The organism is Lentzea sp. NPDC036955, assembly GCF_055608005.1.
The window spans coordinates 167,789-192,719 of the sequence record NZ_JBVJRC010000006.1 but is presented as its reverse complement, the minus strand read 5'-3'; the positions used below and the strand labels follow the sequence as shown (position 1 = coordinate 192,719).

Here is a 24,931-nt window from a genome sequence, read left to right as displayed (position 1 = left end):
TCAGCCCACCGCCCTGGTCAAGGCGCCCTCGGTGTCCCTGCGCAGCGCGAACCGCTGGTAGAACAACGCGAACGTGAAGCAGATGATGAAGAGGATCACCGCGACGGCGCTGCCGAAGCCGAACTCGTAGCGCTTGAAGCCGTGGTCGATCAGGTAGGTCGCCATGGTCGAGGACGCGTTGGCGGGACCGCCGAGCGTCATGATCCACACGAGGTCGAACAGCTGCAGCGAGCCGATCACCGACAGGAAGATCCACACGCGGATCGTGGGTCCCAGCAACGGGAGCACGACGTGCCGGGTGGTCTGCCACGCGGTCGCCCCGTCGAGGGCGGCGGCCTCCCGCAGCTCGGGCGGCACTCCCTGGAGCCCGGCCAGCAGCAGGATCACGCCGAACCCGATGTACTTCCACGTGATCACGACGAACAGCGTGTAGAGCACGATCGACGGGTCGGCCAGCCACTGCTGGACCAGCGAGCCGAGGCCTGCCGACCGCAGGACCTCGTCGACGAACCCGCCCGGTTGCAGCATCAGCAGCCAGATGACGGCGGTGACGGCCTCCGACAGCACGTACGGCGCGAAGACCACCATGCGCAGGAACGTCCGCCCGCGCAGCTTCCGGTTGAGCAGCAGCGCGAGGCCGATGCTGAGCGGGAGCTGCACGACGATCGACAACGACGCGATGATCAGGTTGTGCCCGATGGCGCCCTGGAAGACGTCACCGGAGAAGGCGTCGACGTAGTTCTTCAGGCCGACGAAGTCGGTCAGCGGGCCGAACCCGTTCCAGGAGTACAGGCTGTAGACCGCGGCCACCCCGATCGGCACCAGCACGAACCCGGCGAACAGCACCAGGGCCGGTGTGAGCAGGAGGGCGAGCTCGAGACGTGTGCGGGTGCGGGACCGCCGCCGCCGGGTGCCCCCAGCCGCTGGCGCGGGCGAGCTGGGGGCGGTCAACGGCCGCGAACTGGTCGCGGTGCTCATCACTTGTTCCCGGCGGCTGCCTTGGAGACCGACTGGACGATCGTGTCGGGACCGCCCTGGCCGGCGAAGAAGTTGGCGATCGAGTCGTTCAGCGCCTGGCCGACGTTGGTCGGGAAGGCGATGTCGAAGTAGAACTGCAGGTGCGGTGCCTTCGTGACGTACTCGGAGATCTGCTTGTGCGTCTCGGTCTTCAGCGACGCCACGGCAGCCGGGTGCACGGGCAGGCCGGAACCGGTCGCCGCGAGCTTCTTCTGCACCTCTTCGCCCACCAGGTAGCCCAGGAAGTCCGTGCAGGCCTTGGCCGCACGCGAGGTGCACGAGAAGCCGTCACCGCCGCCGAGCACGGCGTCCGGCGCACCCTCGCCGCCGGGCACCGACGGGAACGGGAACCAGCCGATCTTCGAGTCCAGCTCCTTGTCCTCCGACAGGGCCTGCATCACGTCCGGGTTCCAGTCGCCCTGCAGCTCCATGGCGGCCTTGCCGTTGGCGAGCATGCCGGCCGAGCTGCCGGCGCCCTGCTGGGCCGGGGTGCCGACGAAGCCGTCCTGGAACGGCTTGGTGTCGATGAACGCCTTGAGGTTCTCGCCCGCCTTGGTGAAGCACGGGTCGGCGAACTCGGTCTTCTCCACGGCCTTCTTCAGCGCGTCGACCGAGCACTGCCGGATCGCGAAGTAGTTGTAGTAGAAGGCGTCCGGCCAGCGGTCCTTGCCGCCGACCGCGATCGGCACCAGGCCCGCGGTCTTCAGCTTCGCGACCGCGGCGTTCAGCTCGTCCAGAGTGGACGGTGGCGCGGTGACGCCCGCGGTGGCGAAGAGGTCCTTGCGGTACCAGAAGCCCACGGCGTGCATCTGGTACGGCACACCGTACTGCTTGCCCTTGACCTGCCAGCCCTGCGCCGCCTGGCCCAGCGGGCCGATCCAACCGGAGGCGCCCTGCGTGATGTCCGCGATCTTGCCGGAGCTGAGCTGTGAGGCGAGCCCGCCACCGCCCCACTGCTGGAAGATGTCCGGCGGGGTGTTGCCCTGCAGGGCCAGGGGCACCTTGGTCTGGAACTGCTCGTTCTGGATCGGCTCGATCGTGAACGAGACGTCCTGGTGGGTCTTGTGGAAGTCGTCCGCGATCTGCTGCCAGATCGACTTCATCGGTTCAGTGGTCCGGTTGTGCCACCAGGTGAGCGTGACCGGACCGTCAGCGGAGGCGTCGCCACCGCTGGAGCCGCTGCACGCGGCAAGCACGAGCGTCGCGGCTGCGGCGAGAGCGACGGACAACTTGTGCACAGAACGCATTGGGGTCCACTCCTGACGACTTCGGCCGAGTAGGACGGGGCGGGATCGAACACATGCCCTGCGGTGGCTAGAGAGAATTCCGCTTCGAAGTCGCTGTGTCAATCGTTGTCGATAACGTTTTACACGGCTAGTCTCAGCCCCGTGCCCCCTCGCTCTCGTGTCACCATCCGTGACGTCGCCGCTCAGGCCGGCGTCTCGGTGGCCACCGTGTCCAAGGTCCTCAACCAGCGCTACGGCGTCTCCGCCGACACGTTCGCGCGGGTGACGGCGGTGATCAAGGAACTCGGCTACGAGGCGAGCCTGGTCGCGCAGAGCCTGCGCAACCACCGCACGAACGTCATCGGCATCCTGGTCGCCGACATCGAGCCGTTCAGCACCGAACTGCTCAAGGGAGCGGCGGATGCCATCCGCGGCACCGGTTTCGAGCTCGTCGTCTACTCGGCGGGCGGCCGGACCGGTGACCCGCAGGGCTGGGAACGCCGGTACCTGAGCCGGTTGAGCGGCACCCTGGTCGACGGCGCCGTGCTCGTCACGCCCGCCGTGGACCTGGAGGAGGTGCCGGGCACCCCGGTCGTGGCGGTCGACCCGCACACCGGGCGGGCGGCGCTGCCGACCGTCGACTCCGACAACCTGACCGGTGGCCGGATCGCCACCGAGCACCTGCTGGCGCTGGGCCACCGCAGGATCGCGCTGCTCACCGGCCGAGCGGACCTGAAGTCCGCCCAGCAGCGCGAAACCGGGTACCGCAGGGCGCTCGCGGGTGCGGGCGTCGAGGTGGACGAGGACCTGGTCCGGCCGGGTGACTACGACCGCGACGTGGCGGCCGCGTCCGCGCGGGAGCTGCTCAGCCTGCCCGACCGGCCGACCGCCATCTTCGCCGCGAACGACGTCACCGGCATCGCGGCCATCGAAACCGCTGTGGCAATGGGGTTGCGCGTGCCGGAGGACCTGTCGGTGGTCGGCTTCGACAACATCCCCGAGTCGGCGCTGTGCGCCCCCGCGCTGACGACCGTGGAGCAGCCCATCCGCGAGATGGGGCGCCGCGCGGTCTCGTTGCTCGTCCGGCTCATCAACGGAGAGACGCCGGACGGCACTCACATCACGCTCGGAACCGAGCTGATCGCCCGGCACTCGACCCGAGCGCTGTCCTCCTGACCCCTGGAGATCATGTGACGACCGAAGCCACCACCTCGGCAGAACTCTGGCGCGACCCGCACGCCGCCGCGGCGGACCGCGTCCGCGACCTGATGGCCAGGATGACCCTGCCAGAGAAGATCGCGCAGCTGCAGGGCATCTGGGTCGGCATCGACTCGGCGGGCGAGATGGCGCCGCACCAGCACGACCTGATCGTGGAGCCGCCGGACTTCGACGAGCTGACCCGCCACGGCATCGGCCAGCTCACCCGCGTGTTCGGCACCCGGCCGATCGCGCCGGAGGTGGGCGCGCACAGCCTCGCCCGCAGCCAGCGGCAGATCATCGCGAGCACCCGGTTCGGGATTCCCGCGATGGTGCACGAGGAGTGCCTCACCGGCCTGGCCGCGTGGCAGGCGACCGCCTTCCCGTCACCGCTGTGCTGGGGCGCCTCGTTCGAGCCGGACCTGGTGCGCCGCATGACGTCCCTGATCGGCGACTCGATGCGCCGCCTCGGTGTGCACCAGGGTCTCGCGCCGGTGCTGGACGTGGCGCGCGACCTGCGGTGGGGCCGGGTCGAGGAGACCATCGCCGAGGACCCGCACCTGGTCGGCACCATCGGCGCCGCCTACGTGGCGGGCCTGGAGTCCGCGGGGATCGTGGCCACGCTCAAGCACTTCGCCGGTTACTCGGCCTCCAGGGGCGGCCGCAACCTCGCGCCGGTGTCGATCGGCCCGCGCGAGCTGGCCGACGTGCTCCTGCCGCCGTTCGAGATGGCCCTGCACGCGGGTGCCCGGTCGGTGATGAACTCCTACACCGACAACGACGGCGTGCCGGTCGCGGCCGACCCCGCGATGCTCACCGACCTGCTGCGCGACGGCTACGGCTTCACCGGCACCGTGGTGGCCGACTACTTCGCCGTGCCGTTCCTCTACCGCCTGCACGCCGTGGCGACCGACAGGGAGGACGCCGCGGCACAGGCGCTCGCCGCCGGCATCGACGTCGAACTGCCCACTGTGGACTGCTACGGCGACCCGCTGCTGACCGCCGTGCAGGAGGGCCGGGTCGACGAGGCGCTGGTGGACCGGGCGCTGACCCGCGTGCTGGCGCAGAAGTGCGAGCTCGGCCTGCTCGACCCGGACTTCTCCCCCGAGCCCGACAACGGTGCCGCGGGCATCGACCTCGACGACGCCGACTCCCGTGCCGTCGCCCGTCAGCTCGCCGAGCGCTCGATCGTGCTGCTGCGCAACGAGGGCGTGCTCCCGCTGACCTCCCGCCGCCGCGTCGCCGTGGTGGGCCCGCGGGCGAACGACCCCGGTGCGATGCTGGGCTGCTACTCGTTCCCGCTGCACGTCGGCAAGCACCACCCCGAGGTGCCGATGGGCATCGACGTGCCGACCGTCCTGGACGCGCTCGGCGACGACCACGACGTGGTGCACGCCGCCGGCTGCACCGTGCTCGGCGGCACCGACGCCGACCTGCGCGCGGCCGTCGAGGCGGCGGCCGGCGCGGAGGTCTGCGTCGCGGTCCTCGGCGACGAGGCGGGCCTGTTCGGCGGCGGGTCCTCCGGCGAGGGCTGCGACGCGAGCGACCTGCGCCTGCCCGGCCGGCAGGAGGAGCTCCTCGAAGCCCTCATCGCCACCGGCACCCCGGTCGTCCTGGTGCTGCTCTCGGGCCGCCCGTACGAGCTGTCCCGCCAGATCGACCGCCTCGCCGCCGCCGTGTGCGGCTTCTACCCCGGCGAGGAGGGCGCGGCGGCACTGGCCGCGGTCCTCAGCGGCCGGGTGAACCCGTCCGGGCGCCTCCCGGTCAGCTTCCCCGGCGCCGGTGCCACCCAGCCGTCGACCTACCTGACCGCACCCCTGGGCGCGCGCAGCGACGTGAGCACGGTCGACCCGACCCCGCTGTTCCCGTTCGGCCACGGCCTCACCTACGCCCCGGTCACCTGGGTGTCCGTGACGGCCGACGCGGCGGAGTGGCCGACCGACGGCACGTGCCGCGTGGTCACCACCCTGCGCAACGACACCGAGCTGCCCACCACCGAGGTCGTGCAGCTGTACCTGCACGACCCGGTCGCCGAGGTCGCCCGTCCCGTGCAGGCACTCGTCGGTGCGGTGAAGGTCGACCTCGAACCGGGCGAGACCCGCACCGTCACCGCGGTGGTGCACGCCGACCAGACCTCCTACACCGGCCGTGCCGGTCGGCGCCAGGTCGACCCCGGTGCCGTCGAGCTGCGGGTGGGCCGGTCGAGCGGTGACATCGACACGGCGATCGGCCTGACGATGACCGGTCCGCGCCGCGAGGTCGGTTTCGACCGGGTGTTCACACCGACGTTCGACCTGAACTGACCACCTCCCCAGCATCTGCAAGTACCACCAACTCAACATCAACACGCACCTTCCTACTACCAACAGCTCCCCCGTTCCCCGGGGACAGGGGAGCCTGCTTCGGCGAGCGGCGAACGTGTTGGTGGTGGTCAGCGGCGATTCGATCATGTGTTGGTGGTACTTGCAGACGCCTTGGCAGCAAGGAGCCCCTCAGGATGCGACGGGGATGGGCTGCCGGGCCGAGGCCGCGGGTGGTGCCTCGGCGCGGTTCCAGTGCATCCGCGACCACGGCAGGTCCATGTCGGCCAGTGCCGTGATGTCGTGCGGCTCCAGCTCCGTCAACGGCAACGCCTCGGAGTGGCGCGAGTAGGCCGCGTCCACGTAGCGGTGACCGGTGTCCGGTGCCAGCAGCACGACGTGCCGGTCCGGGTCGAGCTGCTGTTCCCACCGCGCCGCGAGGTAGGCCGCGCCGGCGGAGAGCCCGGCGAAGATCGCGTGTTCGCGCAGCAACGCCACCGCGCCCGCCAGCGCCGCGTCGAAACCGACCCAGTGCACGGTGTCGTACAGGGTGTGGTCGACGTTGGCGAACGGGATCGAGCTGCCGATACCGGCGATGATGATCTCCGGGTCGTGCACGTGCTCGCTGCCGAACGTGACGCTGTCGAACGGTTGCACGCCGACCAGTTCCACGCTCGGATCGGACTCCCGCAGGAACTTCGCCAGCGCACCGGTCGACGCGCCCGTGCCCACGCCGCCGACGACGGTCAGCGGCACCGGGCCGAGCTCCGCGCGGACGGCGTCGGCGATGGGCCGGTAGCCGAGGTAGTGCACGTCGTCGTGGTACTGGCGCATCCAGTGGTGGCGCGGGTTGTCGCGCAGGATCTCGTGCACCCGCGCGACCCGGCGGCTCTGGTCGAGCTTCAGGCTCGCGGTGGCGGGCATGGGTTCGACCGTCGCGCCCAGGATCTCCAGCTGTGCCCGCAACGTCTTGTCCACGGTGGTGGAGGCGACGATGTGGCAGTGCAGGCCGTGCCGGTGGCAGGCCAGCGCCAGTGCGTGGGCGTAGATGCCGCTGGAGCTGTCCACGAGCGTGTCGCCCGCGCAGACCGTGCCGCACTCCAGCAGGTGGCGCACGGCGGCCAGCGCGGAGGCGACCTTCATGGTCTCGAACCGCAGGCAGGTGGTGCGGTCGTCGAGGCGCACCAGGGCGGGTCGGCTGAGGGTGTCGGCGATGTGGTGGTCCACGACGGGGCTCACGTCCGGGTCCGGTAGCGGTGCAGGACTGTCTCGTCGGCGCTGAACTGGGAGAACGGGAACGGTTCCGCGGACAGCGCGGTCACCCCGTTGCCCAGGAACTGCCGGGCGACGGCACTGGCGGTCTGCGCGTAGACGACCAGCGGTATGTCTCGCGACCGGCAGGTGCGCAGGATCTCGTCGAACGTGCCGTTGCCGATCGTCATGCCGGTGGCCACGACCGCGTCGGCGACACCGAGGACGTCCCTCATGTCCGGTGTCACCGGGTCGCCCCACTGGGTGGTGCGCAACGACAGGTCGCACGGCAGGCACTCGGCCCCGCGGTCCCTGATCGCCGCCACCAACGGGTTCACCACACCGATCAACGCGACCTTGGCACCCGGCTCGACGTCCAGCAGCCCCGCGACCGCCGCGTCACGGGCACGAGCCCGTTCCTCCGGCGTGCCAACGGGGAGCACGACCCGTTCGGCGCCCGAGGTCCGGTGTGGACGGACCGAGGCGAGGTACGCGTCCAGCGCCGCGACCCGCACCGGCGCCGGCGCCTCGGTCAGCAGCGCGGAGACCGGCGCGCCGCTGTAGTCCGCGCACACCGCCGGGTCGGTCTCGCCCTCGGCGAACGCGCAGGCGCCGAACGCCGACCCGATCCGCACGAGCACGTACTGGTTGCGGTAGGTGGTGTCACCGCCGGCCAGCCGGGTGCCGTGGTGCACCCAGAACACACTGGTCGCCACCACGGCTCCCGGATCAGGCCCGTGCCTGTTCGCGAGCACCTCGGCGACCAAACCATCCACTGTGGTCACAACTCCCCCTTCAACGAGCCGGTTCGCGGTAGCCGACGGCCAGGTGGCCCAGGCCGTCGCGACCGATCTCGGCGTCCACTTCGAACACTTCACGCAACAACGGCGCCGTCAGCACCTCGGTGGCGCCGCCCTGCGCCACCAGGGCACCGCGGTGCAGCAGGACCAGCCGGTCGCAGTAGCGGGCGGCCTGCGCGAGGTCGTGCAGCGCCACCACGACGGTCTGCGGTGTGCCGCTGACGAGCTCCATCAGCTCCAGCTGGTGCCGCACGTCCAGGTGGTTGGTCGGCTCGTCCAGCAGCAACGCCCGCGTCTCCTGGGCGAGCGCGCGCGCCAGGTGCGTGCGCTGGCGTTCGCCACCGGAGAGCTGCTTCCACGGCCGGTCCGCGAGGTCGGCCAGGTCGAGCCGGTCCAGCGCGGCCGCGACCACCTCCCGGTCGTGCGCGTCCGGTCCGCGCCAGCGCGACCGGTGCGCGGTGCGGCCGAGCATCACGACCTCGGCGACGCGCAGGTCGCTGTCGGTGTCGGCGGTCTGCTCGACGAAGGCCAGCCGCAGCGCGCGGTCGCGGGGACCCAGCGACGCCACGTCCGCACCGTCCCAGCGCACGGCTCCGGCGACCGGTGTGCGCAGGCCGGCCAGGCACCGCAGCAGCGACGACTTGCCGGACCCGTTGGGGCCGATCAGCCCCACCGTCTCACCGGGCTCGACGACCAGCTCGACGTCCCGCACGATCGCCTTGCCCGGCACGCCCCAGTCCAGGTGCTCCGCGGAGATCCTCACAGCTCTCCCCTCCTGCGCAGCACCAGCAGGAACAGCGGCACGCCCAGCAGCGCGGTGAACACGCCGACCGGCACCTCCAGCGGCGCGAACACCACGCGCGTCACCGCGTCGGTCCACACCAGGAACACCGCGCCGACCACCGCCGACAACGGCAGCAGCCGCCGGTGCAGCGGCCCGACCAGGAACCGCACGCCGTGCGGCACGATCAGCCCGACGAACCCGACCGCCCCGACGGCCGCCACGGCGACGGCGGTCAGCACCGACGTCGTCACCAGCAGCACGATCCGGGTGGTCCGCACGTCCACACCGAGCGAGGCGGCGGTGTCGGTGCCGAACGCGAACCCGTCCAGCGCCGCCGAGCACAACCACACGACCAGCAACCCCAGTGCGAGCACGACCGCGCACACGGCGACCGACGACCAGCGCGCCGACGCCAGCGACCCGAGCAGCCAGTGGGTCACCGCGCGGATGCTGTCGGCGTCACCGGAGGACAGCAGGATCAACGACGTCAGCGCCGCGAACAACTGCCCGACCACGACACCGGTGAGCACGACCCGCACCGAGTCCAACCCGGTGCGCCGCAACAGCAGCATCAGCACGGAGAACGCGACGAGCGCACCGATCAGCGCACCTCCCGTGACCCCGAGCCGCGACCCGCCGAACCCGAGCACCACCACGACGACGGCGCCGGTCGAGGCACCCGAGGACACCCCGAGCAGGTAGGGGTCGGCGAGCGAGTTGCGGGTGACGCTCTGCAGCGCGGCACCGCACACGGCGAGCGCGGCGCCCACCAGCGCGGCGAGCAGCACCCGCGGCACCCTCAGGTCCCAGATCAGCGAGTCCTGCAACCGGGACAGCGGCACGACCGGCACCCCGAGGCGCCCACCGACGGCCCTGCCGATCTCCGCCCAGCCCGTGCCTGCGCCGATGCGGACGGCGAGCACGAGCGAGAGGACCAGGAAAGCGAGGCACAGCACCGTGGTCAGCGTGCGCCTGACCGGTTCCGGTGGTGCGGGTGGTTCAGCGAGCACAGCGGTGTCAGCCACCCGCGACCTCGTCGAGGCCCTTGCTGAACGCGCGCAGCGCGTCGACCGTGCGCACCGACGGGTCCATCTCGATGCCGGGCAGCTCGATGACCCTGCCGCCCTTCAGCGCGTCCAGCTGCGCGACCGCCGGGTGCTCGCGCATCATGGCGAGCTTCTCGCTCGCCTTGTCACCGGGGTTGCCGCGTTCGGACAGGTCACCGACCACGATCACGTCGGGGTTGCGCCGCGCGATCTCCTCCCACGACACCTCCGGCCACTCCTGCGCGACGTCGTCGAACACGTTGACCGCGCCCGCGATCTTGCTCATCTGGCTCGGCATGCCGTCGCGGCCGGCCACGTACGGCACGTCCTTGAACACCGAGTAGATCCACACGACCTTGGGCGCCCTGGGTCGTTTCGCGCCCGCGGCCTGCACTTCGGCCACCGCGGCGCGTTGTTCGGCGGCAAGCGCGTTCGCCTTGTCGGCCACCCCGAGGAACTTGCCGAAGTTCTCGTAGTCGCGGAACAGCCGTTCGAACGGCGGCGTGGTGCCGTCCGGGCAGTTCACCGCGCTGACGTAGCTCGGCACGCCCAGCTCCGCGAGCTCGTCGCGGGTGCCGGCGCGGTCGGTGGTGAAGTGCTCCTCGAACGACGACACCACGACGTCCGGGTTCGCCGCGCGCAACGGTTCGGAGGTCAGCACCTTCGGTGAGAGCACCGGGATCTTCGCGTAGGCCTCGGCGAACCTGGGCGACACCTTGGTCTTGAGGTTGGCCGTGCCCGCCATGCGGTCGGCGACCCCCAGTGCCAGCAGGGTTTCCGTGGAGTTCTGGTCCAGCGTGACGACCCGCTGCGGCGTGCCGGTGAAGGTCAGCTGCTTGCCGCAGCTGTCGACCACGACCGACGACGCCGGCGCAGCCCCTCCTCCCGGTGCGGCGCAGCCGGCGACGAACGCCGCGGCGGTGAGCGCCAGGCCGAGCCGGGCGGCGTGTGACATCGGATCCTCCAGTGCGAGACGACAGCGGTGTCCGTTACTGTAACGACAACCATTTTCAACACAAGCCCCAATCCGGAAGGTCGGCCGCGTGGTTCACGACACACTGCCCCCACCCGCCCCCGTGCTCAGGAACGTGGCGTTCCTGCGGCTCTGGACGGCGACCACCGCGTCCGGCATCGCCACCTGGGCGCTGCCGTTCGTGCTCGGCCTGGCCGTGCTCGACCGCACCCTCACCGCGGTGGAGCTGGGCGTGCTGCTGGCCGCACGCACCGCCGGGTTCCTCGCCGCGGTGCCGATCAGCGGCGTGCTGGCCGACCGCTACGCCCGTCGCCGCGTGGTGCTCTGGTCGGGGCTCACGGCGGCCGTCGCGGCACCGGTGCTCGCGTTCTTCGTCGGGAGCTCCCTGCCGCTCATGGCGGTTGCCGCGGTGGCGATGGGCGCGGGCCAGGGCGCGTGCCGCCCGGCGTTCCAGGCGCTGACCGCCGAGGTGGTGCACGAGGACCAGCGCCAGCGGGCCAACGCCGCGATGACACTCTCGGTCCGCGTCACGACGCTCGTCGCACCCGGCCTCACCGCGTTGCTCGCGCTCGTCGCGACCACGGAGGCGCTGCTGCTCGGCATCGGCGCGCTGTGGCTGGTGGCGGCGCTGGTTCCGCCGCGCGGCAACGACTTCGCGGGCACGGCGGGCAGGCCGCGGTTCTTCGCCGAGTTCGCCGAGGGCGTGCGGGAGGCCCGCCGGCACCCCTGGTTCCTGGCCGGCCTGGGCGCGCTGACGGCCGTGATCGCCACCGGCTACTCCGCGACCGGCGTGGTGCTGCCGCTGGTCAGCCGCGACCGCTACGGCACGGAGGCCGTGCTCGCCGGCGCCCTCACCGCCTACACGCTCGGCGCGCTCGCCGGCGCCCTGCTGATCGCGCGCTGGCGGCCGAAGCACGCGGGCTGGACGGCGTTCGCGGGCCTGGCGCTGTACGGGTTCGCGCCGCTGAGCCTGCTGCTGCCGGTGCACCCGGCGGTCGTGCTCGCCGCCTACGCGGTGGCCGGTGTCGGCATCGAGCTGTTCAACGTGCCGTGGTTCACCGCCACCCAGCGCGAGGTCGAACCGTCCAAGCTCGCCCGCGTGTCCTCTTTGGACTTCCTGATGTCGTACGGCCTCGCGCCCGTCGGCCTGGCGCTGATCGCCCCCGCCATCGCGCACTTCGGTGCCACCGCGGTGCTCGCCGGGTGCGCCGTGGTCTGCTTCGCCGCTCCCGCGGTGGCCGCGCTGGTCCCGTCGGCGCGCGACTTCCGGGCCAGGTCGTGATCCCGGCCCGGCTGCCGGCCACCTCGCCCCAGGCCCGTGCCGCGCTGACCGGCACCGGCGCGGTGGTCCTCACCGGGCTGCCGGTCGAGCCCGGCTCGCTCGCGGTGGCGGCGGCGGTGTTGTTCGGCAGCGGGGTGCGCGAGCTGTACCCGCACCGCACGCGCAGGTCCGTGGACGGCGGCCCGCTGCCGTTGCACGCCGACAGCTTCGACGTCGTCGTGGACGTCGGCGGCAGGCAGGTGCGGCGGCGGCACCCCGACGAGGACTTCGTGCTCCTGCAACTGGTCGAGCAGGCGCCGTCGGGCGGTGAGTCGTTCGTCGTCGACGCGCACGCGTTCACCGACTCGCTGCCGGCGGACCTGCGGGCGTTCCTCACCGACGTCGACGTCGACCTGTACGGGCAGTGGGCCGGCGTCCGCGGCCTGCCCGCCACACCGCGGGTCGCGCGGCACGTCGAGCACACGCGCACCGGGCGGCGCATCACCCGCCGCACCGACGGTGCCGCTCCCCTTCACCGCGACCCCCGGAGCGACCACGTCACGGCGATGCTGCGGCGCCTCGACGAGGAGGTGGCCCGCGTGCAGCCGGCACTGCCGAGGTTCCGGCTCGACGAGGGCGACGTGCTGGTGCTCGACAACTACCGCTGCTGGCACGGCCGCGACGCGCACACCGGCACACGCTCGGTGCACATCCAGACGATCCGCACGGACGACGCAGCCTGAGCGGGTCCACACACGACAAAGGGAGGAAGCGCGCTTCCTCCCACTTCAACATATAGCGCACAGGGGGCCTTGCCACAAGACCCCGTGCCTGCCCCACACTTCACCGCGCATTGCTTGGTGAACGGGGGAGCAACACATGTATGACGTGATCATCGTCGGCGGCGGGCCCACCGGCTTCATGCTGGCCGGGGAGCTGCGCCTGCACGGTGTGCGCGTGGTCGTGCTGGAACGGGAGCAGCAGCCGACGCCGGTGGTGCGGGCGCTCGGCCTGCACGTGCGCAGCATCGAGCTGATGGACCAGCGGGGGCTGCTGGAGAAGTTCCTGGAGCTGGGGACGAAGCACGAGGCGGGCGGGTTCTTCGCCGGCATCCTCAAGCCGTGGCCCGCGGACATGGACACCGCGCACGGCTACATCCTCGGCATCCCGCAGCCGCTGACCGACCGGCTGCTCACCGAGCACGCCGTCGGGCTGGGCGCCGAGGTCCGGCGCGGCAGCGAGGTCGTGGGCCTGACGCAGGACGACGAGGGCGTGACGGCCGCGATGGCCGACGGGAGCACGGTGCGCGGCCGCTACCTGGTGGGCTGCGACGGCGGCCGCAGCACGGTCCGCAAGCTGCTCGGCATCGGCTTCCCCGGCGAACCCGCCCGGCTGGAGACGCTGCTGGGCGAGATGCAGGTGACGATGCCGCTCGACGAGCTCACGGCGCGGGTGGCGGAGATCCGCAGGACCAACCCGTGGTTCGGCGTGGGCCCGATGGGCGACACGTTCCGCGTTGTCGTCTCGGCCGATGACGTCCGGCAGGACCGCACGCCGCCGACCCTGGACGACTTCCGGCGCCGCCTGGTCGCCGTCGCGGGCACGGACTTCGGCGTGCACTCGCCGCGCTGGACGTCCCGGTTCAGCGACGCGACCCGGCAGGCCGAGCGCTACCGGTCCGGCCGGGCGTTCCTGGCGGGCGACGCGGCCCACGTGCACCCGCCGGCCGGTGGCCAGGGCCTCAACCTCGGTGTGCAGGACGCGGTGAACCTCGGCTGGAAGCTCGCCGCGGCGGTCCGCGGCTGGGCGCCCGCCGACCTGCTCGACAGCTACCACGCCGAACGGCACCCGGTGGGCGCCGCCGTGCTGGACAACACCCGCGCGCAGGTGCAGCTGATGACACCGGAACCGGGTCCGCAGGCGGTGCGCAGGCTGCTCGGCGAGCTGATGGACCTGGAGGGCGTCACCCGCCACCTGATCGAGAAGATCACCGCGGTCGGCATCCGCTACGACTTCGGCAGCGACCACCCGCTGGTCGGGCGGCGGCTGAAGGACGTGCGGCTCAAGGACGGCCGCCTGTTCGAGCTGCAACGCACCGCCCGCGGCCTGCTGCTCGACCAGACCGGCAGGCTCTCGGCGCGGGGCTGGGCTGACCGGGTCGACCACGTGGTCGACGTGAGCGAGGAGCTGGACGTGCCCGCCGTGCTGCTGCGGCCGGACGGGCACGTCGCGTGGGCCGGTGACGACCAGGACGACCTGGAGGTGGCGCTGCCCCGCTGGTTCGGCGCCTGAGCGCCTGAGCGCCTGAGCGCCGGTGCGGCGCCGGGAGACCACCACCCCGCAGACGGGTGCGGCACAAGGGATTGACTCCCCCGGTACGGTTGCTGGCGGTGACCTGTTCAGGGGGAGGTTGCTTTTGCTGCGTATCCATTTCTCGGCAGGAGATCTGGAGCGGACGCAGGTCGCGGATCACGTCGATCCGTTGTGGGAGATGGTGTTCAGCTGGTTGCGGCTGACCGAGCGGGACAGCGGCCTGCTGTTCGAGCCGTGGTTGCGCGCGGTCCGGCGCGGCCCCGCGCGGGAGGCGGTCCGCGCCGGCGTGGGCGTGCTGTCCGTGCTGGCACCGCTGGGCCCCTACTTCCCGGACTTCCTCACACCGCCCGAGGGTGCGCACGGGCTGTCCAGCGCGCTCGCCGCGATCAGGTCGACTCCGCGCGCCCGCCTGCGCGCGGAGTTCTCGCTGCTGGCCGCGATCCGCCCGACTCCGGAGTGGACGCGTCCGCTCGTGGAGGGCGACGGCGCGGCACTGGAGGACCTCACCGGCACCCTCGCCCGCTACCACTGCGCCGTGATCGAGCCGTACACCGACCTGGTCGAGGACGCGGTGGAGACCGACCGCGTGCACCGCGCGGGCTTCGACGGTGTCGAGGGCCTGCTGCGCGGCATGTGGCCGTTGATGAACTGGCGCCCACCCGTGCTGGAGGTGCAGTACTCCTACGACCGCGACCTGCACCTCGGCGGCCGCGGCCTGCGGCTGGTGCCGTCGTACTTCTGCCGCCGCACACCGGTCGCGCTGGCCGACCCCGGTCTGCCGCCCACGCTCGTCTACCCGGTGCACCACGACTGGACGTGGCGCCGCCAGCTCTCCTCCGGCAGCCGGCCGGAGGGCGCGCTGGCCGCGCTGCTGGGCACCACCCGCTCGTCGGTGCTGGCGGCGGTGGGCACGGGGGCGACGACGACGGAGCTGGCGGCGCGGCTGGGGGCGTCGCCGTCCACGGTCAGCCGGCACACGACCGTGCTGCGGGAGGCAGGTCTGCTCACGACGGTCCGGCGGGGACTGTCCGTGCTGCACCGGCGGACGGCGCTCGGGTCGGCGCTGCTGTGCCGGCACGACCACCACTGAGCAGCGTCGGGAGGTCATGCCGGCGGTGGGGGTCAGACCGGGTACGTGTGCGTCTCGGTCGCCTTCACCGCCGCCCACACCTCGTCCCCCGGCCGCAGCCGCAGCTCGGCGAGGGTCGCCGTCGTGATGTCGGCGAGCACCGACGGCGCCCCGTCCAGCCGCACCCGCGTGGTGTGGGCGTGCTGTTCGACGGCGGCCACGGTCACCGGCCACGTGTTGCGCGGGCTGCCGGTGGGCCGGTCGAGGTGCAGGCCCACGGCGGTGGGCGGGAACGCCACGTGCACCGCGCCGTGCGCGGGCGTGGCGACGACCAGGGTGCCGCCCTCGTCCAGCGCCACCGCGGTGCCGTCGGCGGTGCCGCGGTAGAGGTTGAGGCCGACGAGGTTCGCCACGTAGTCGGTGCGCGGGCGGCGGGCGACCTCCGCGGGCGGTCCCTCCTGGACGGCGCGGCCGTCCTCCAGGATCACCAGGCGGTCGGCCAGCACCATGGCGTCGAGCGGGTCGTGCGTGACGAGCAGGGTGTGACCGGTGAAGCCGGTGAGCACCCGGCCGAGCTCGGCACGCACCTGGAGGCGGGTGCTCGCGTCGAGGGCGGCCAGCGGTTCGTCGAGCAGGAGCAGGCTCGGGCCGGTGGCGAGGGCACGGGCCAGCGCCACCCGCTGGGCCTGGCCGCCGGACAACGCGCGCGGCTTCGCCCCGGCGTGGCCCGCGAGGCCGACGCGGTCGAGCCAGGTCGCGGCCACCGCACGGGCCTCGGCCCTGCGGGTGCCCCGTGCGCGCAGGCCGAACGCGACGTTCTCCAGCGCCGACATGTGCGCGAAGAGCAGGTAGTCCTGGAACACCACGCCGATCGGGCGTTCCTCGGCCGGCAGGTACCGGCCGGGACCGTCCCAGACCGACTCCCCCACCGCGATCCGCCCGCCGGTCAGCTGCTGCAGCCCGGCCAGCGCGCGCAACGCGGTCGTCTTGCCCGCGCCGTTCGGGCCGAGCAGCGCCACCACCTCGCCGGGGGCGATGGTGAGGTCGAGGTCCAGGTCGAAGTGCGCGCGGGTGACCCGCAGAGACGCGGTCAGGGTCATGACGGCCCGCTGATCCACCGGTCGCGCAGACCGGCCAGCACGCCCACGGACACCACCAGCAGCACCACGCTCAGCACGACAGCGGCGTCCGGGTCCGTCTCCAGGGCGAGGTAGACGGCCAGCGGCATGGTCGTGGTCTCGCCGGGGAAGTTGCCCGCGAACGTGATCGTGGCACCGAACTCGCCCAGCGCCCGCGCCCAGCACAGCACCGCGCCCGCGACCACACCGGGCAGCACCGACGGCAGGGTGACCCGCCGGAACGTGAGCCACCGCGACGCCCCGAGCGTGGCGGCGGCCTCCTCGAACCGCGGGTCGGCGGCCCGCAGCGCCCCCTCGACGGAGATCACGAGGAACGGCATCGCCACGAACGCCTCCGCGAGCACCACCCCGGCCGTCGTGAACGGCAGCGAGATCCCGAACCACGCGTCCAGGTGCTGCCCGACCAGCCCGCGCCGCCCCAGCACCAGCAGCAACGCCACACCGCCCACCACCGGCGGCAGCACCAGCGGCACGGTGACGAGCGCACGCAGGAACCCCCGCCCCGGCAGCCCCGAGCGCGCGAGCAGCCAGGCCAGCGGGATGCCGAGCACCAGGCACAGCGCGGTGGCCAGCGACGCGCAGACCAGGCTGAGCCGCAACGCCTCCCCGACCTCGGCGCTGAGCAGCCCCGGCAGCTCGGTCCACGGCGCCTTCACCAGCAACCCGGCCAGCGGCACCAGCAGGAACGCCAGCCCGAGCAGCGCGGGCAGCAGGAGGACGACCGGCAGCCGGTGACGCCTGGTCACAGCCCGTCGAACCCGGCGGCGCTCAGCGCGGACCGGCCCTTCTCCGACAGCACGAGCTCGACGAAGGCACGGGCAGCGGCGGCGTTGGGGGCCTTGGCGAGCGGCGCGATCGGGTAGTCGTTGACGGCCTGGTCGGCTTCGCTGAAAGCGATGCCCTCGACCCTGTCCCCCGCGGCCTGGACGTCGGTCTTGTAGACCAGGGCCGCGTCGACCTCACCGAGCGAGACCTTGGTGAGCACCGCCTTGACGTCCTGCTCCAGCGTGTCCGGCTGCGGGGTCACCCCGGCGAGGCCGAAGACCTTCTTGGCGGCGGCACCGCACGGCACCTGCTCCGCGCACAGGGCGATCTTGCGGTCCCGGTCGGCGAAGTCGGCCAGCCCGGTGACCTTCCCCGGGTTGCCCTTGGGCACCACGATCCGCAGCCTGTTCCTCGCGAACGTGCGCGGCGCCTCGGTGATCGCCCCGGTGTCGGCGACCTGCTGGAGGTTCGCGGGCGCGGCACTGGCGAACACGTCGGCGGGCGCGCCGTTGGTGAGCTGCTGGGCGAGCGCCGAGCTGCCGCCGAAGTTGAACCTGACCCTCGTGCCGGGGTGGGCGGCCTCGAAGTCCCTGCCCAGCGCCGTGAACGTCTCGGTGAGCGACGCGGCGGCGAACACCGTGACGTCCCCGCCGATCCCCCCGGCCGCCGGCTCGGCGGACCCGCACCCCGCGAGCCCCAGTGCGATGAGTGCCACGAGCGGACGACGCACGGTCAGGCCTCCGGGATCTCGACGACGACGTGGGTGGACTTGATCGACGCGACCGCCACGCTCCCGGCCTCGAGGCCGAGCTCGTCCGCGGCCTCCCTGCTCATGAGCGACACGACCCGGAACGGCCCAGCCTGCATCTCGACCTGCGCCATCACACCGTCCTTGAGCACGCGCGTCACGATCCCCCGCATCCGGTTGCGCGCCGACGCCGCCACCGTCGCCCCCGCCTCGGCGCCCTCGGCCACCCGCTGCGCGAACGCCGCGAGCTCCTTGCCGTCGATCGCCTTGCGCCCGTTCTCGGCCACGGTGGCCGCGAGCCGCCCCTGGTCGACCCACCGGCGCACGGTGTCGTCGCTGACGCCCAGGAGGGCGGCGGCCTCGGTGATCCGCAGATTCGGCATGATGCGCATCCTATGTCCCGCGCCTGCGGACACAAGAGCCACCCGATTGCGGCTTCTGCGGAACACACCGCCGGGTGCTCGCCCGTCCGGCGCACCACCGCACGTCCTGCCCCCGCCAGCCACCGCACCCGCGTGCCGGTGCACCCGCGTCCCGCAATCCCGCGCGCCCCAGCGCGCCCGCACCCCGCGCACCCCGCGTCCCGCTCAGCCCAGCGCGCCCGCACCCCCGCACACCCCCGGCGCACCCGCGTCCCGCTCAGCCCAGCCCGCCCCGCACCCCCGCACACCCCCAGCGCGTCCCGCACCCCCGCACACCCCCAGCGCGCCCGCACCCCGCGCACCCCGCGTCCCGCTCAGCCCAGCCCGCCCCGCACCCCCGCACACCCCCAGCGCGCCCGCGTCCCGCTCCCAGGCGCACCCCTGGCACCCCGCGTCCCGCTCACCCCCCGCCCGTACCCTGATCCCATGATCACTTCCACGGCGCGGGCCAGGGTCGTGGCCCGGATCGCCGACCACCTCGCGAGCCGGGACCCCGGACACCCGCTGCGCGTGGCCGTCGACGGCGTCACCGCGGCCGGCAAGACCACCCTGGCCCGCGAGCTCACCGCCGCCGTCGCCGAGCGGGGCCGTCCCGCCGCCCACCTGTCCATGGACGGCTTCCACCACCCGCGCGCCCACCGCCACCGGCGGGGCCGCGACTCCGCGGACGGCTACTACGCCGACGCCTACGACTTCGCCGCGGTCGCCCGCGAGGTCCTCGGCCCGCTCGGTCCCGGTGGTGACCGCCGCTACCGCGAGCGCATCCTCGACCTGCGCGCCGACACCCCGGTCGACGAACCGCCGCTGACCGCCGCCGACGACCTCGTCCTCGTCGTGGACGGCAGCTTCCTGCAACGCGACCTGACCTGGGACGAGGTCGTCTTCGTCGACACGGCGTTCGAGGTCGCCAAGACCCGCGGCACCCGGCGGGACGCCGAACTGCTGGGCGGCGCGGTGGAGGCGGCGCACACGTTCGAGCACCGCTACCACGCCGCGAGCCGCCGGTACCTCGCCGAGGCGAACCCCGTCGGCAGGGCCACCGTCGTGGTCGGCAACGACGACGTCGCGCACCCCGTGCTGCGCCGCATCGGCGGCCCGGCCGGCGCCACCGCCCGGCTGTTCTCCTACGGCACCCTGCAGCTGGAGGCGGTGCAACGCGAACGCTTCGGCCGCGTGCTCGCGGGCGAGCCGGACCTGCTGCCCGGCCACCGGCAGGACTGGGTCACGATCACCGACCCGGACGTGGTCGCGGTCAGCGGCACCGACCGGCACCCGATCGTCCGCCGCACCGGCGACCCCGCCGACACCACCAAGGGCACCGTCCTGACCGTCACCGCCGAGGAGCTGGCCGCGGCGGACGTGTACGAGGTCGACGACTACCGGCGCGTGCTCGTGGCGCTCGGTTCCGGGCCCGCGTGGGCATACCTCGCCAAGACGGACTGAAGGAGGCGCTCGTGCGGATCGACCACCTGGTGTACGCGGTCCCGGACCTGGAGGCCGGGGTCGACGAGTTCGAGCGGCTCTTCGGCGTCCGCGCCGCCGGCGGCGGGCAGCACGTCGGCATGGGCACCCACAACCGGTTGCTCGCCCTCGGCCCGCACACCTACCTGGAGCTCATCGCCCCCGACCCGGCGCAACCCGAGCCGGCCCTGCCCCGGCCGTTCGGCGTGGACGGCATGACCGGGCCCGGTCTCGTCGGCTGGGCCCTCGCCACCGACGACATCGACGCGGCACGGGACCACGCGGCGGCGAACGGCCACGACCCCGGACCCGTCATCGACGGCCAGCGGCGCACTCCGGAGGGCGGCCTGGTCACCTGGCGCCTCACCACGAACGCGCTGCGGGGCGGTGTGATCCCGTTCCTGATCAGCTGGGGCACCACCCCGTCCCCCGCGACCACCGCACCGCAAGGCCTGGAGCTGCGGCACTTCCACGTCGAACACCCCGACGACATCACACCGCAGCTGCGCGCGCTGCAAGCCGACGTGGAGACGGCGAAGGGCCCGGAGCCCGCGCTGACAGCGCGGATCTCCGGGCCCAGGGGCACTCACACGTTGTCGACGTGGTCCACGCCGGAGCCGCGGTAGCCGTTCACCGCGGACGTCACCTGCGCGGGCGAGAGAACGCGGTCCTTCGCGAAGTACACCCAGTCGACCTCCTGCTGGTAGGCCCGCTCCGCACCGCTGCCGACCAGGCCGCCGGAGATGAACCACAGGTTGAAGTTGATCGACATCGGCGTCTCCGGGTAGTACCTGTCACCGTGGTCGGCGACCTGCGTGCCGTCGATGAAGTACTTCACCCGGCCGCCGCCGACCTGGATCACGAGGTCGTGCCAGCCCGCCCAGCTCTGCCGCTGCTCGGTGTGGACGTTGTCGGCCACCCACGGCTCGTTCTGGTAGGTCTCCCAGGTCGTCTCGTACATGATGTTGGCCGGTTCGCCCCAGCCTCCGTTCGGCAGGTACTCGAAGTCGAGCTCGCCGTAGTTCGGGTCCATCGGCGCGTTCAGCGGCGTGATGGTGAAGAACGTCTGCACCACGTGGTCGCCGTCCGGGCCGAACACGGGGGCGTCGGAGAACTTCACGCGCGCGGCGTAGGTGCCCTCGAAGAACTTGCGCTGGTGGAACACCTCGGTCTGCGCGGCGGCCGAGCCGTTGTTCCACGAGTCCAGGCGCATGACCTTCTGGCCGCCCACGGTCGGGAACGTCACCCGCGACGGGTCCCAGGTGGCACCGGGCACGCCGGGGCCGCCACCGCCGGAACGCACGGTCCAGCCGCGCTGGGCGATGCGGCTGTCGCCGGAGCTCGAGTAGTTGAAGTCGTCGAAGAGCGCGGGACCGCTGCCGGGGTTGGACGGCGTGGTGGTCGTCGTGCTCGTCGTCGGGCCGGTGCCGCCGGACGGGGTGCCCCACAGCAGGGTGCCGCCGCGGTGCACGGTCACCCGGTTCCACGCCGAGTAGGTCGAGTCGGCGCGGTAGGAGTAGTCGTCGCTCTGGACGATCCGGCTCCAGTTGCTGCGGTAGAACCGCAGCTGCAGGTCACCGGTGTCGGTGCCGGGGCTCAGCGTGCCGGCGCCCGCGGTGAAGCCGACCTCCAGGTAGCGGTCGGCGGGGCCGCCGGACAGGGTGCCGAACTGGCCGGTGACGTTGCCGCAGCCACGTACGGCCCACGAGCAGGCGAACCGGTAGCCGACGTCCGGGGTGTCGGACTGGAAGTAGTAGCGGACCTTCACCTCGGACAGCGGAACGGTGGTGGTGCCGGTGTTGACGACCTTCAGCCACGGTTCGACCTGGTCGACGGACGCGGCGGCGGCGCTGGTGCGGTGGTGCGCGGTGAGGGCGTCGGCGGCGAACGCCGACGGCGCGGTCGCGAGGCCCGCGACCGTCAGCGCGGCTGCGGTGAGTGCGGTCAGGGTGCGTTTCTTCACGAGTCTCTCCTGGGTACGGCAGGGGTGGACCGGGAGACGAGCTCCTCTCTGGTCTGGAGTGGACGGAGGCCCAGCTCGGCGAGCCGGGCGTTGTGCGGCCGCATGCGGGTCACGAAGCCCTCCCACGACGGTGTGGCGGCCCAGAGCGTGTCGGCGAGGGCGGCCAGGCGGGGGAAGGCCTGGTGTTCCAGGTGGTGGCGGGTGCGGACGTGCTCGGTCCAGAGCTGGCACTGGGCGCCGAGCACGCCCTCGGGCAGCGGCACGTGGTAGACGTCCTGCGCGGTCACCACGAAACCGGGCTGGCCCGGTGGTTCGCCTGGCGAGTCGGACTGCGGGTAGTCCAGGTAGGTCGAGGTGTGCGGCGCCATCACGACGTCCTGGCCGCGCCGCAGCGCCGCCACGGCCTGGTCGGCGTCGCGCCACGGCATCACGACCGACCGCGGGTCGCCGGTCGGTTCCCACGCGACCGGTGTGCGGCCGTTGTCCAGCAGGAACTCCACGGCCTGGCGCAGGAACCAGCCCCGTTCCTCCTCCGGCAGCGGGCACTCGTCACCGCCGATGTGGACGTGCTGACCGGGGAAGATGTCAACGACCTCGGCGAGCACGTCCCGGCAGAACCGCACCGCGTCCCGGTTGAACGCCGAGTCGCTGATGCCCCAGCCGGTCCAGACCGGCAGGTTCCGCCCGTCACCCAGCTCGGGGTAGGCGGCGATGGCGGCACGGGCGTGACCGGGCATCTCGACCTCCGGCACGATCCGCACCCCGCGGTCGGCCGCGTGCGCCACCAGCCCCTCCAGCTCGGCGCGCGTGTAGCTGCCGCCGTGCGGGACGCCGTCGCCGTTCGTCTCCGGCCGCCACCCGCCGACCTCGGTCAGCCGCGGGTAGCCGGGCACCGGCAGCCGCCAGCCCTGGTCGTCGGTCAGGTGCAGGTGCAGGACGTTCAGCTTGTGCACGGCCATCAGGTCGACGAACCGGCGCAGCACGTGCACCGGCTGGAAGTGCCGTGCGACGTCGAGCATCAGCCCGCGCCACGGCAGCCGCGGCACGTCCCGCACGTCCACACCCGGCAGCACCCAGTCCACATCGGACACCCGCGTGGACCGGTAGACCTGCGGTGGCAGCAGCTGCCGGATCGTCTGGACGCCGTGCCCCAGGCCGGCGGTCGTGCCGGCGCGCAGCAGGACGCCGTGCTCGTTGACGGTCAGCGCGTAGCCCTCTGCACCGAGCCCGACGAGCCGTTCGTCCAGCGCCACGACGATCCGCCCGTCGGCGGTCGAGGGCAGCGGCAGCCCGGTGGCCGGTCGCAGCACCGCGCGCAGCAGCCGCGCGGCGCCCTCCGCACCGGGGGCGGGCCTGATCCCGGTCTCCGCGGTGAGCGTGAACCCCTTGCCCCTGGCGACCACGCGCATGGGCTGTGGCACGAGCACTGGTGTCATCCCTTCACCGCTCCCCCGACGATGCCGGTCGTGACCCGGCCCTGCAGCACGACGAAGATCAGCAGCACCGGCAGCATGAACAGCGTCGAGGCGGCCATCGTGGCGCCCCAGTCGGTGCCGAAGGTGTTCTGGAACGACGACAGCCACACCGGCAGCGTGCGGTCGTCCTGGTCCTTGATGATCAGCACGTTGGCGAACGCGAACTCGTTCCACGCCGTGATGAACCCGAACAGCGAGGTCGCCAGCAACCCCGGTGCGAGCAGCGGGAACACCACCCGCCGGAACGCCTGCCCGCGCGAGCAGCCGTCGACCAGCGCCGCCTCCTCCAGGTCCGGCGGGATGGCCGCGAGGAACCCGCGCAGCGTGACGATCGTGAACGGCAGCGTGATCATGAAGTAGACCAGCGTGAGCATCCAGAGCGTGTCGAGCATGCCGGTGTCGCGGGCGATCACGTAGATCGGGATCAGCAACGCCTCCCACGGCGTCATCTGCGCGATGAACACCATCAGCACGAACGCCCGCCGCCCCCGCCACCGCAGCCGCGCCACGGCGTAGGCCGCGAGCAGGGCCACCAGCAGCGCCAGCAGCACCGCGCCGCCCGCCACGAGCAGGCTGTTGCGCCAGAACGAGGAGAAGCCCTGCGCCGAGACCGCGGTGCCGAAGTGCTCGAACGTGACCGACACCGGCAGGAACGTCGGTGTCGCGCTCTGGATGTCCCGCGTCGGCTTGATCGCGGTCAGCACCATCCAGTACACCGGGAACACCGCCACGGCGAACACGACGAGCGCCGCGACCGTCCTGAGCACCCGCCCGGTCATGCTTCCCGCTCCTGCCGGTAGAGCACGCGGAAGTACGCGAGCAGCGCGATCACCAGCAGCAGCACCATGAGCATCGACACCGCGGCGCCGAGGTCGTAGCGCTGCAACGACTGCGCGACCTGGAAGGCGTACACCGGCAGCGTCGTCGTCGACTGGCCGGGCCCGCCCTGGCTGACCACCCAGATCTGCACGAACGCCTTGGCCACCCAGATCACCTCCAGGCACGTGACCAGGCCGAACATCGCCCTCAGCAGCGGGAAGGTGATCGTGGTGAACACCCGCCACGCGCCGGCGCCGTCGATCCGCGCCGACTCGTACAGTTCAGTCGGCACTGTGACCATCGCGGCGTACAACGACAAGGCGGCGAACGGCACGGACTGCCAGACGACCAGGCCGACGAGGATGCCGAACGTGGCCTCGCCGTCGGCGAACCACGTGTAGTCGCGGTACTGCTCGAACCCGAGCGCGACGAGCAGCCAGTTGACCACGCCCAGCCGGGACTGGAAGAGCCACTGGAACACCGTGGTGGCCGCGATGACCGGCGTGGCCCAGGTGAGCACCAGCCCGCCCATCACCAGCAGCCGCAACCACCTCCCCAGCCGCATCAGCAGCAACGCGACCAGCGTGGACAGCACCATGATCAGCACGACGTTGACCGCGGTGAACCACAGCGTCCTGCGCACCACGGCCCAGAACTCCGGGTCGGCCAGCACCTCGGCGTAGTTGGCGAACCCGATGAACTGTGCGTCGCCGCGCACCAGCTCGGGCAGCCCGAACCGCTGGAACGAGATGACCACGTTGCGCACCAACGGGTACACCAGCAGGTACGCGGTGGTGAGCACGGTCGGCGCGATCAGCAGGTACGGCAGCACCACGCGCTTGCGGCGCTTCGAGGAGGGTGGAGCGGCCGCTGTCACCGGCCGCTCCACCACGAGCGTCACC

The 24,931-nt window shown here is 72.5% G+C and carries 23 protein-coding genes; 8 read left to right on the top strand and 15 right to left on the bottom strand.

Annotated elements, in window-relative coordinates:
- A complete protein-coding gene (locus ACZ7CF_RS21650; protein ID WP_360389622.1) occupies window positions 1–978 on the bottom strand; it encodes a carbohydrate ABC transporter permease in 978 nt (325 codons plus the stop codon).
- On the bottom strand, window positions 978–2,264 hold the full coding sequence (locus ACZ7CF_RS21645; protein WP_360389625.1) for an ABC transporter substrate-binding protein: 1,287 nt from the start codon (window positions 2,262–2,264) through the stop codon (window positions 978–980). Before ACZ7CF_RS21645 ends, ACZ7CF_RS21650 begins: the two co-directional genes overlap by 1 nt.
- Window positions 2,265–2,405: 141 nt before the next feature.
- Between ACZ7CF_RS21645 and ACZ7CF_RS21640 the strand changes: the two genes are divergently transcribed.
- Both ACZ7CF_RS21640 and ACZ7CF_RS21635 read left to right on the top strand, forming a co-directional pair.
- Window positions 2,406–3,419, top strand: a complete 1,014-nt coding sequence (locus ACZ7CF_RS21640) for a LacI family DNA-binding transcriptional regulator (RefSeq protein WP_360389627.1) — start codon at window positions 2,406–2,408, stop codon at window positions 3,417–3,419.
- Window positions 3,420–3,433: 14 nt separating this feature from the next.
- Window positions 3,434–5,743 (top strand): beta-xylosidase/alpha-l-arabinosidase, encoded by a 2,310-nt coding sequence (locus ACZ7CF_RS21635; RefSeq protein ID WP_470370389.1) that lies wholly within the window; start codon window positions 3,434–3,436, stop codon window positions 5,741–5,743.
- 189 nt (window positions 5,744–5,932) lie between these two features.
- Here ACZ7CF_RS21635 and ACZ7CF_RS21630 read toward each other — a convergent pair whose 3' ends face one another.
- The 5 genes from ACZ7CF_RS21630 to ACZ7CF_RS21610 are packed head-to-tail and all read right to left on the bottom strand — an operon-like array spanning window position 5,933 to window position 10,576.
- Window positions 5,933–6,979, bottom strand: a complete 1,047-nt coding sequence (locus tag ACZ7CF_RS21630) for a pyridoxal-phosphate dependent enzyme (protein ID WP_458431732.1) — start codon at window positions 6,977–6,979, stop codon at window positions 5,933–5,935.
- On the bottom strand, window positions 6,976–7,776 hold the full coding sequence (locus ACZ7CF_RS21625) for a Rossmann-like domain-containing protein (RefSeq protein ID WP_360389633.1): 801 nt from the start codon (window positions 7,774–7,776) through the stop codon (window positions 6,976–6,978). The genes ACZ7CF_RS21630 and ACZ7CF_RS21625 overlap by 4 nt, the downstream gene beginning before the upstream one ends.
- Window positions 7,777–7,786: 10 nt before the next feature.
- On the bottom strand, window positions 7,787–8,554 hold the full coding sequence (locus tag ACZ7CF_RS21620; protein WP_470370388.1) for an ABC transporter ATP-binding protein: 768 nt from the start codon (window positions 8,552–8,554) through the stop codon (window positions 7,787–7,789).
- Window positions 8,551–9,600 (bottom strand): FecCD family ABC transporter permease, encoded by a 1,050-nt coding sequence (locus ACZ7CF_RS21615; protein ID WP_360389638.1) that lies wholly within the window; start codon window positions 9,598–9,600, stop codon window positions 8,551–8,553. Before ACZ7CF_RS21615 ends, ACZ7CF_RS21620 begins: the two co-directional genes overlap by 4 nt.
- Window positions 9,593–10,576, bottom strand: a complete 984-nt coding sequence (locus ACZ7CF_RS21610; protein ID WP_470370387.1) for an ABC transporter substrate-binding protein — start codon at window positions 10,574–10,576, stop codon at window positions 9,593–9,595. Before ACZ7CF_RS21610 ends, ACZ7CF_RS21615 begins: the two co-directional genes overlap by 8 nt.
- 88 nt (window positions 10,577–10,664) lie before the next feature.
- Here ACZ7CF_RS21610 and ACZ7CF_RS21605 point away from each other — a divergent pair, with 88 nt between their 5' ends.
- The 4 genes from ACZ7CF_RS21605 to ACZ7CF_RS21590 all read left to right on the top strand — a co-directional run bounded on the left by ACZ7CF_RS21605 (window position 10,665) and on the right by ACZ7CF_RS21590 (window position 15,258).
- Window positions 10,665–11,876, top strand: a complete 1,212-nt coding sequence (locus ACZ7CF_RS21605; protein WP_470370386.1) for an MFS transporter — start codon at window positions 10,665–10,667, stop codon at window positions 11,874–11,876.
- Window positions 11,873–12,598, top strand: a complete 726-nt coding sequence (locus ACZ7CF_RS21600) for a TauD/TfdA family dioxygenase (RefSeq protein WP_470370385.1) — start codon at window positions 11,873–11,875, stop codon at window positions 12,596–12,598. Before ACZ7CF_RS21605 ends, ACZ7CF_RS21600 begins: the two co-directional genes overlap by 4 nt.
- A gap of 136 nt (window positions 12,599–12,734) precedes the next feature.
- The gene (rox, locus tag ACZ7CF_RS21595; RefSeq protein ID WP_470370384.1) at window positions 12,735–14,147 is read left to right on the top strand and encodes a rifampin monooxygenase; all 1,413 of its coding nucleotides are present in this window, start codon (window positions 12,735–12,737) and stop codon (window positions 14,145–14,147) included.
- Between the two features lie 199 nt (window positions 14,148–14,346).
- Window positions 14,347–15,258, top strand: coding sequence for an ArsR/SmtB family transcription factor (locus ACZ7CF_RS21590; RefSeq protein ID WP_470370383.1), 912 nt, complete (start codon window positions 14,347–14,349; stop codon window positions 15,256–15,258).
- Window positions 15,259–15,290: 32 nt separating this feature from the next.
- Here the strand turns inward: ACZ7CF_RS21590 and ACZ7CF_RS21585 are convergent, their stop codons facing one another.
- From ACZ7CF_RS21585 to ACZ7CF_RS21570, 4 genes are read right to left on the bottom strand one after another with little or no spacing between them, the layout of a single operon-like run.
- Complete coding sequence (locus ACZ7CF_RS21585) at window positions 15,291–16,337, bottom strand: ABC transporter ATP-binding protein (RefSeq protein ID WP_360389653.1); 1,047 nt, start codon at window positions 16,335–16,337, stop codon at window positions 15,291–15,293.
- Complete coding sequence (gene modB, locus ACZ7CF_RS21580; protein WP_360389656.1) at window positions 16,334–17,122, bottom strand: molybdate ABC transporter permease subunit; 789 nt, start codon at window positions 17,120–17,122, stop codon at window positions 16,334–16,336. The genes ACZ7CF_RS21585 and modB overlap by 4 nt, the downstream gene beginning before the upstream one ends.
- Window positions 17,119–17,856 (bottom strand): molybdate ABC transporter substrate-binding protein, encoded by a 738-nt coding sequence (gene modA, locus ACZ7CF_RS21575; RefSeq protein ID WP_470370382.1) that lies wholly within the window; start codon window positions 17,854–17,856, stop codon window positions 17,119–17,121. Before modA ends, modB begins: the two co-directional genes overlap by 4 nt.
- A gap of 17 nt (window positions 17,857–17,873) precedes the next feature.
- Window positions 17,874–18,272: a TOBE domain-containing protein gene (locus ACZ7CF_RS21570; RefSeq protein WP_470370381.1), complete on the bottom strand. Its 399-nt coding sequence runs from the start codon at window positions 18,270–18,272 to the stop codon at window positions 17,874–17,876.
- Between the two features lie 465 nt (window positions 18,273–18,737).
- Here ACZ7CF_RS21570 and ACZ7CF_RS21565 point away from each other — a divergent pair, with 465 nt between their 5' ends.
- Window positions 18,738–19,754 carry a gamma-glutamylcyclotransferase gene (locus ACZ7CF_RS21565; RefSeq protein ID WP_470370380.1) on the top strand — a complete coding sequence of 339 codons (1,017 nt, stop codon included), beginning with the start codon at window positions 18,738–18,740 and terminating at the stop codon, window positions 19,752–19,754.
- An 11-nt stretch (window positions 19,755–19,765) separates the two neighbouring features.
- A complete protein-coding gene (locus ACZ7CF_RS21560; protein ID WP_470370379.1) occupies window positions 19,766–20,398 on the top strand; it encodes a VOC family protein in 633 nt (210 codons plus the stop codon).
- On the opposite strand, the gene ACZ7CF_RS21555 is transcribed toward ACZ7CF_RS21560, so the two are convergent.
- The 4 genes from ACZ7CF_RS21555 to ACZ7CF_RS21540 are packed head-to-tail and all read right to left on the bottom strand — an operon-like array spanning window position 20,359 to window position 24,930.
- Window positions 20,359–21,735: a cellulose binding domain-containing protein gene (locus tag ACZ7CF_RS21555; protein ID WP_470370378.1), complete on the bottom strand. Its 1,377-nt coding sequence runs from the start codon at window positions 21,733–21,735 to the stop codon at window positions 20,359–20,361. The genes ACZ7CF_RS21560 and ACZ7CF_RS21555 overlap by 40 nt on opposite strands.
- Complete coding sequence (locus tag ACZ7CF_RS21550) at window positions 21,732–23,171, bottom strand: beta-N-acetylhexosaminidase (RefSeq protein ID WP_360389667.1); 1,440 nt, start codon at window positions 23,169–23,171, stop codon at window positions 21,732–21,734. The genes ACZ7CF_RS21555 and ACZ7CF_RS21550 overlap by 4 nt, the downstream gene beginning before the upstream one ends.
- Window positions 23,168–23,989 (bottom strand): carbohydrate ABC transporter permease, encoded by an 822-nt coding sequence (locus tag ACZ7CF_RS21545; protein WP_360389670.1) that lies wholly within the window; start codon window positions 23,987–23,989, stop codon window positions 23,168–23,170. The genes ACZ7CF_RS21550 and ACZ7CF_RS21545 overlap by 4 nt, the downstream gene beginning before the upstream one ends.
- The gene (locus tag ACZ7CF_RS21540) at window positions 23,986–24,930 is read right to left on the bottom strand and encodes a carbohydrate ABC transporter permease (protein WP_470370377.1); all 945 of its coding nucleotides are present in this window, start codon (window positions 24,928–24,930) and stop codon (window positions 23,986–23,988) included. The genes ACZ7CF_RS21545 and ACZ7CF_RS21540 overlap by 4 nt, the downstream gene beginning before the upstream one ends.
- Window position 24,931 lies beyond the last annotated feature (1 nt).

Excerpts from the sequence above, each read along its gene's own strand:
- ACZ7CF_RS21590 (WP_470370383.1), top strand. The coding sequence starts at position 14,347 with ATGGTGTTCAGCTGGTTGCGGCTGACCGAGCGGGACAGCGGCCTGCTG.
- rox (WP_470370384.1), top strand. The coding sequence starts at position 12,735 with ATGTATGACGTGATCATCGTCGGCGGCGGGCCCACCGGCTTCATGCTG.
- ACZ7CF_RS21570 (WP_470370381.1), bottom strand. The coding sequence starts at position 18,272 with ATGCCGAATCTGCGGATCACCGAGGCCGCCGCCCTCCTGGGCGTCAGC.
- ACZ7CF_RS21650 (WP_360389622.1), bottom strand. The coding sequence starts at position 978 with ATGAGCACCGCGACCAGTTCGCGGCCGTTGACCGCCCCCAGCTCGCCC.
- ACZ7CF_RS21545 (WP_360389670.1), bottom strand. The coding sequence starts at position 23,989 with ATGACCGGGCGGGTGCTCAGGACGGTCGCGGCGCTCGTCGTGTTCGCC.
- ACZ7CF_RS21645 (WP_360389625.1), bottom strand. The coding sequence starts at position 2,264 with ATGCGTTCTGTGCACAAGTTGTCCGTCGCTCTCGCCGCAGCCGCGACG.
- ACZ7CF_RS21565 (WP_470370380.1), top strand. The coding sequence starts at position 18,738 with ATGATCACTTCCACGGCGCGGGCCAGGGTCGTGGCCCGGATCGCCGAC.
- ACZ7CF_RS21550 (WP_360389667.1), bottom strand. The coding sequence starts at position 23,171 with ATGACACCAGTGCTCGTGCCACAGCCCATGCGCGTGGTCGCCAGGGGC.
- ACZ7CF_RS21585 (WP_360389653.1), bottom strand. The coding sequence starts at position 16,337 with ATGACCCTGACCGCGTCTCTGCGGGTCACCCGCGCGCACTTCGACCTG.
- ACZ7CF_RS21610 (WP_470370387.1), bottom strand. The coding sequence starts at position 10,576 with ATGTCACACGCCGCCCGGCTCGGCCTGGCGCTCACCGCCGCGGCGTTC.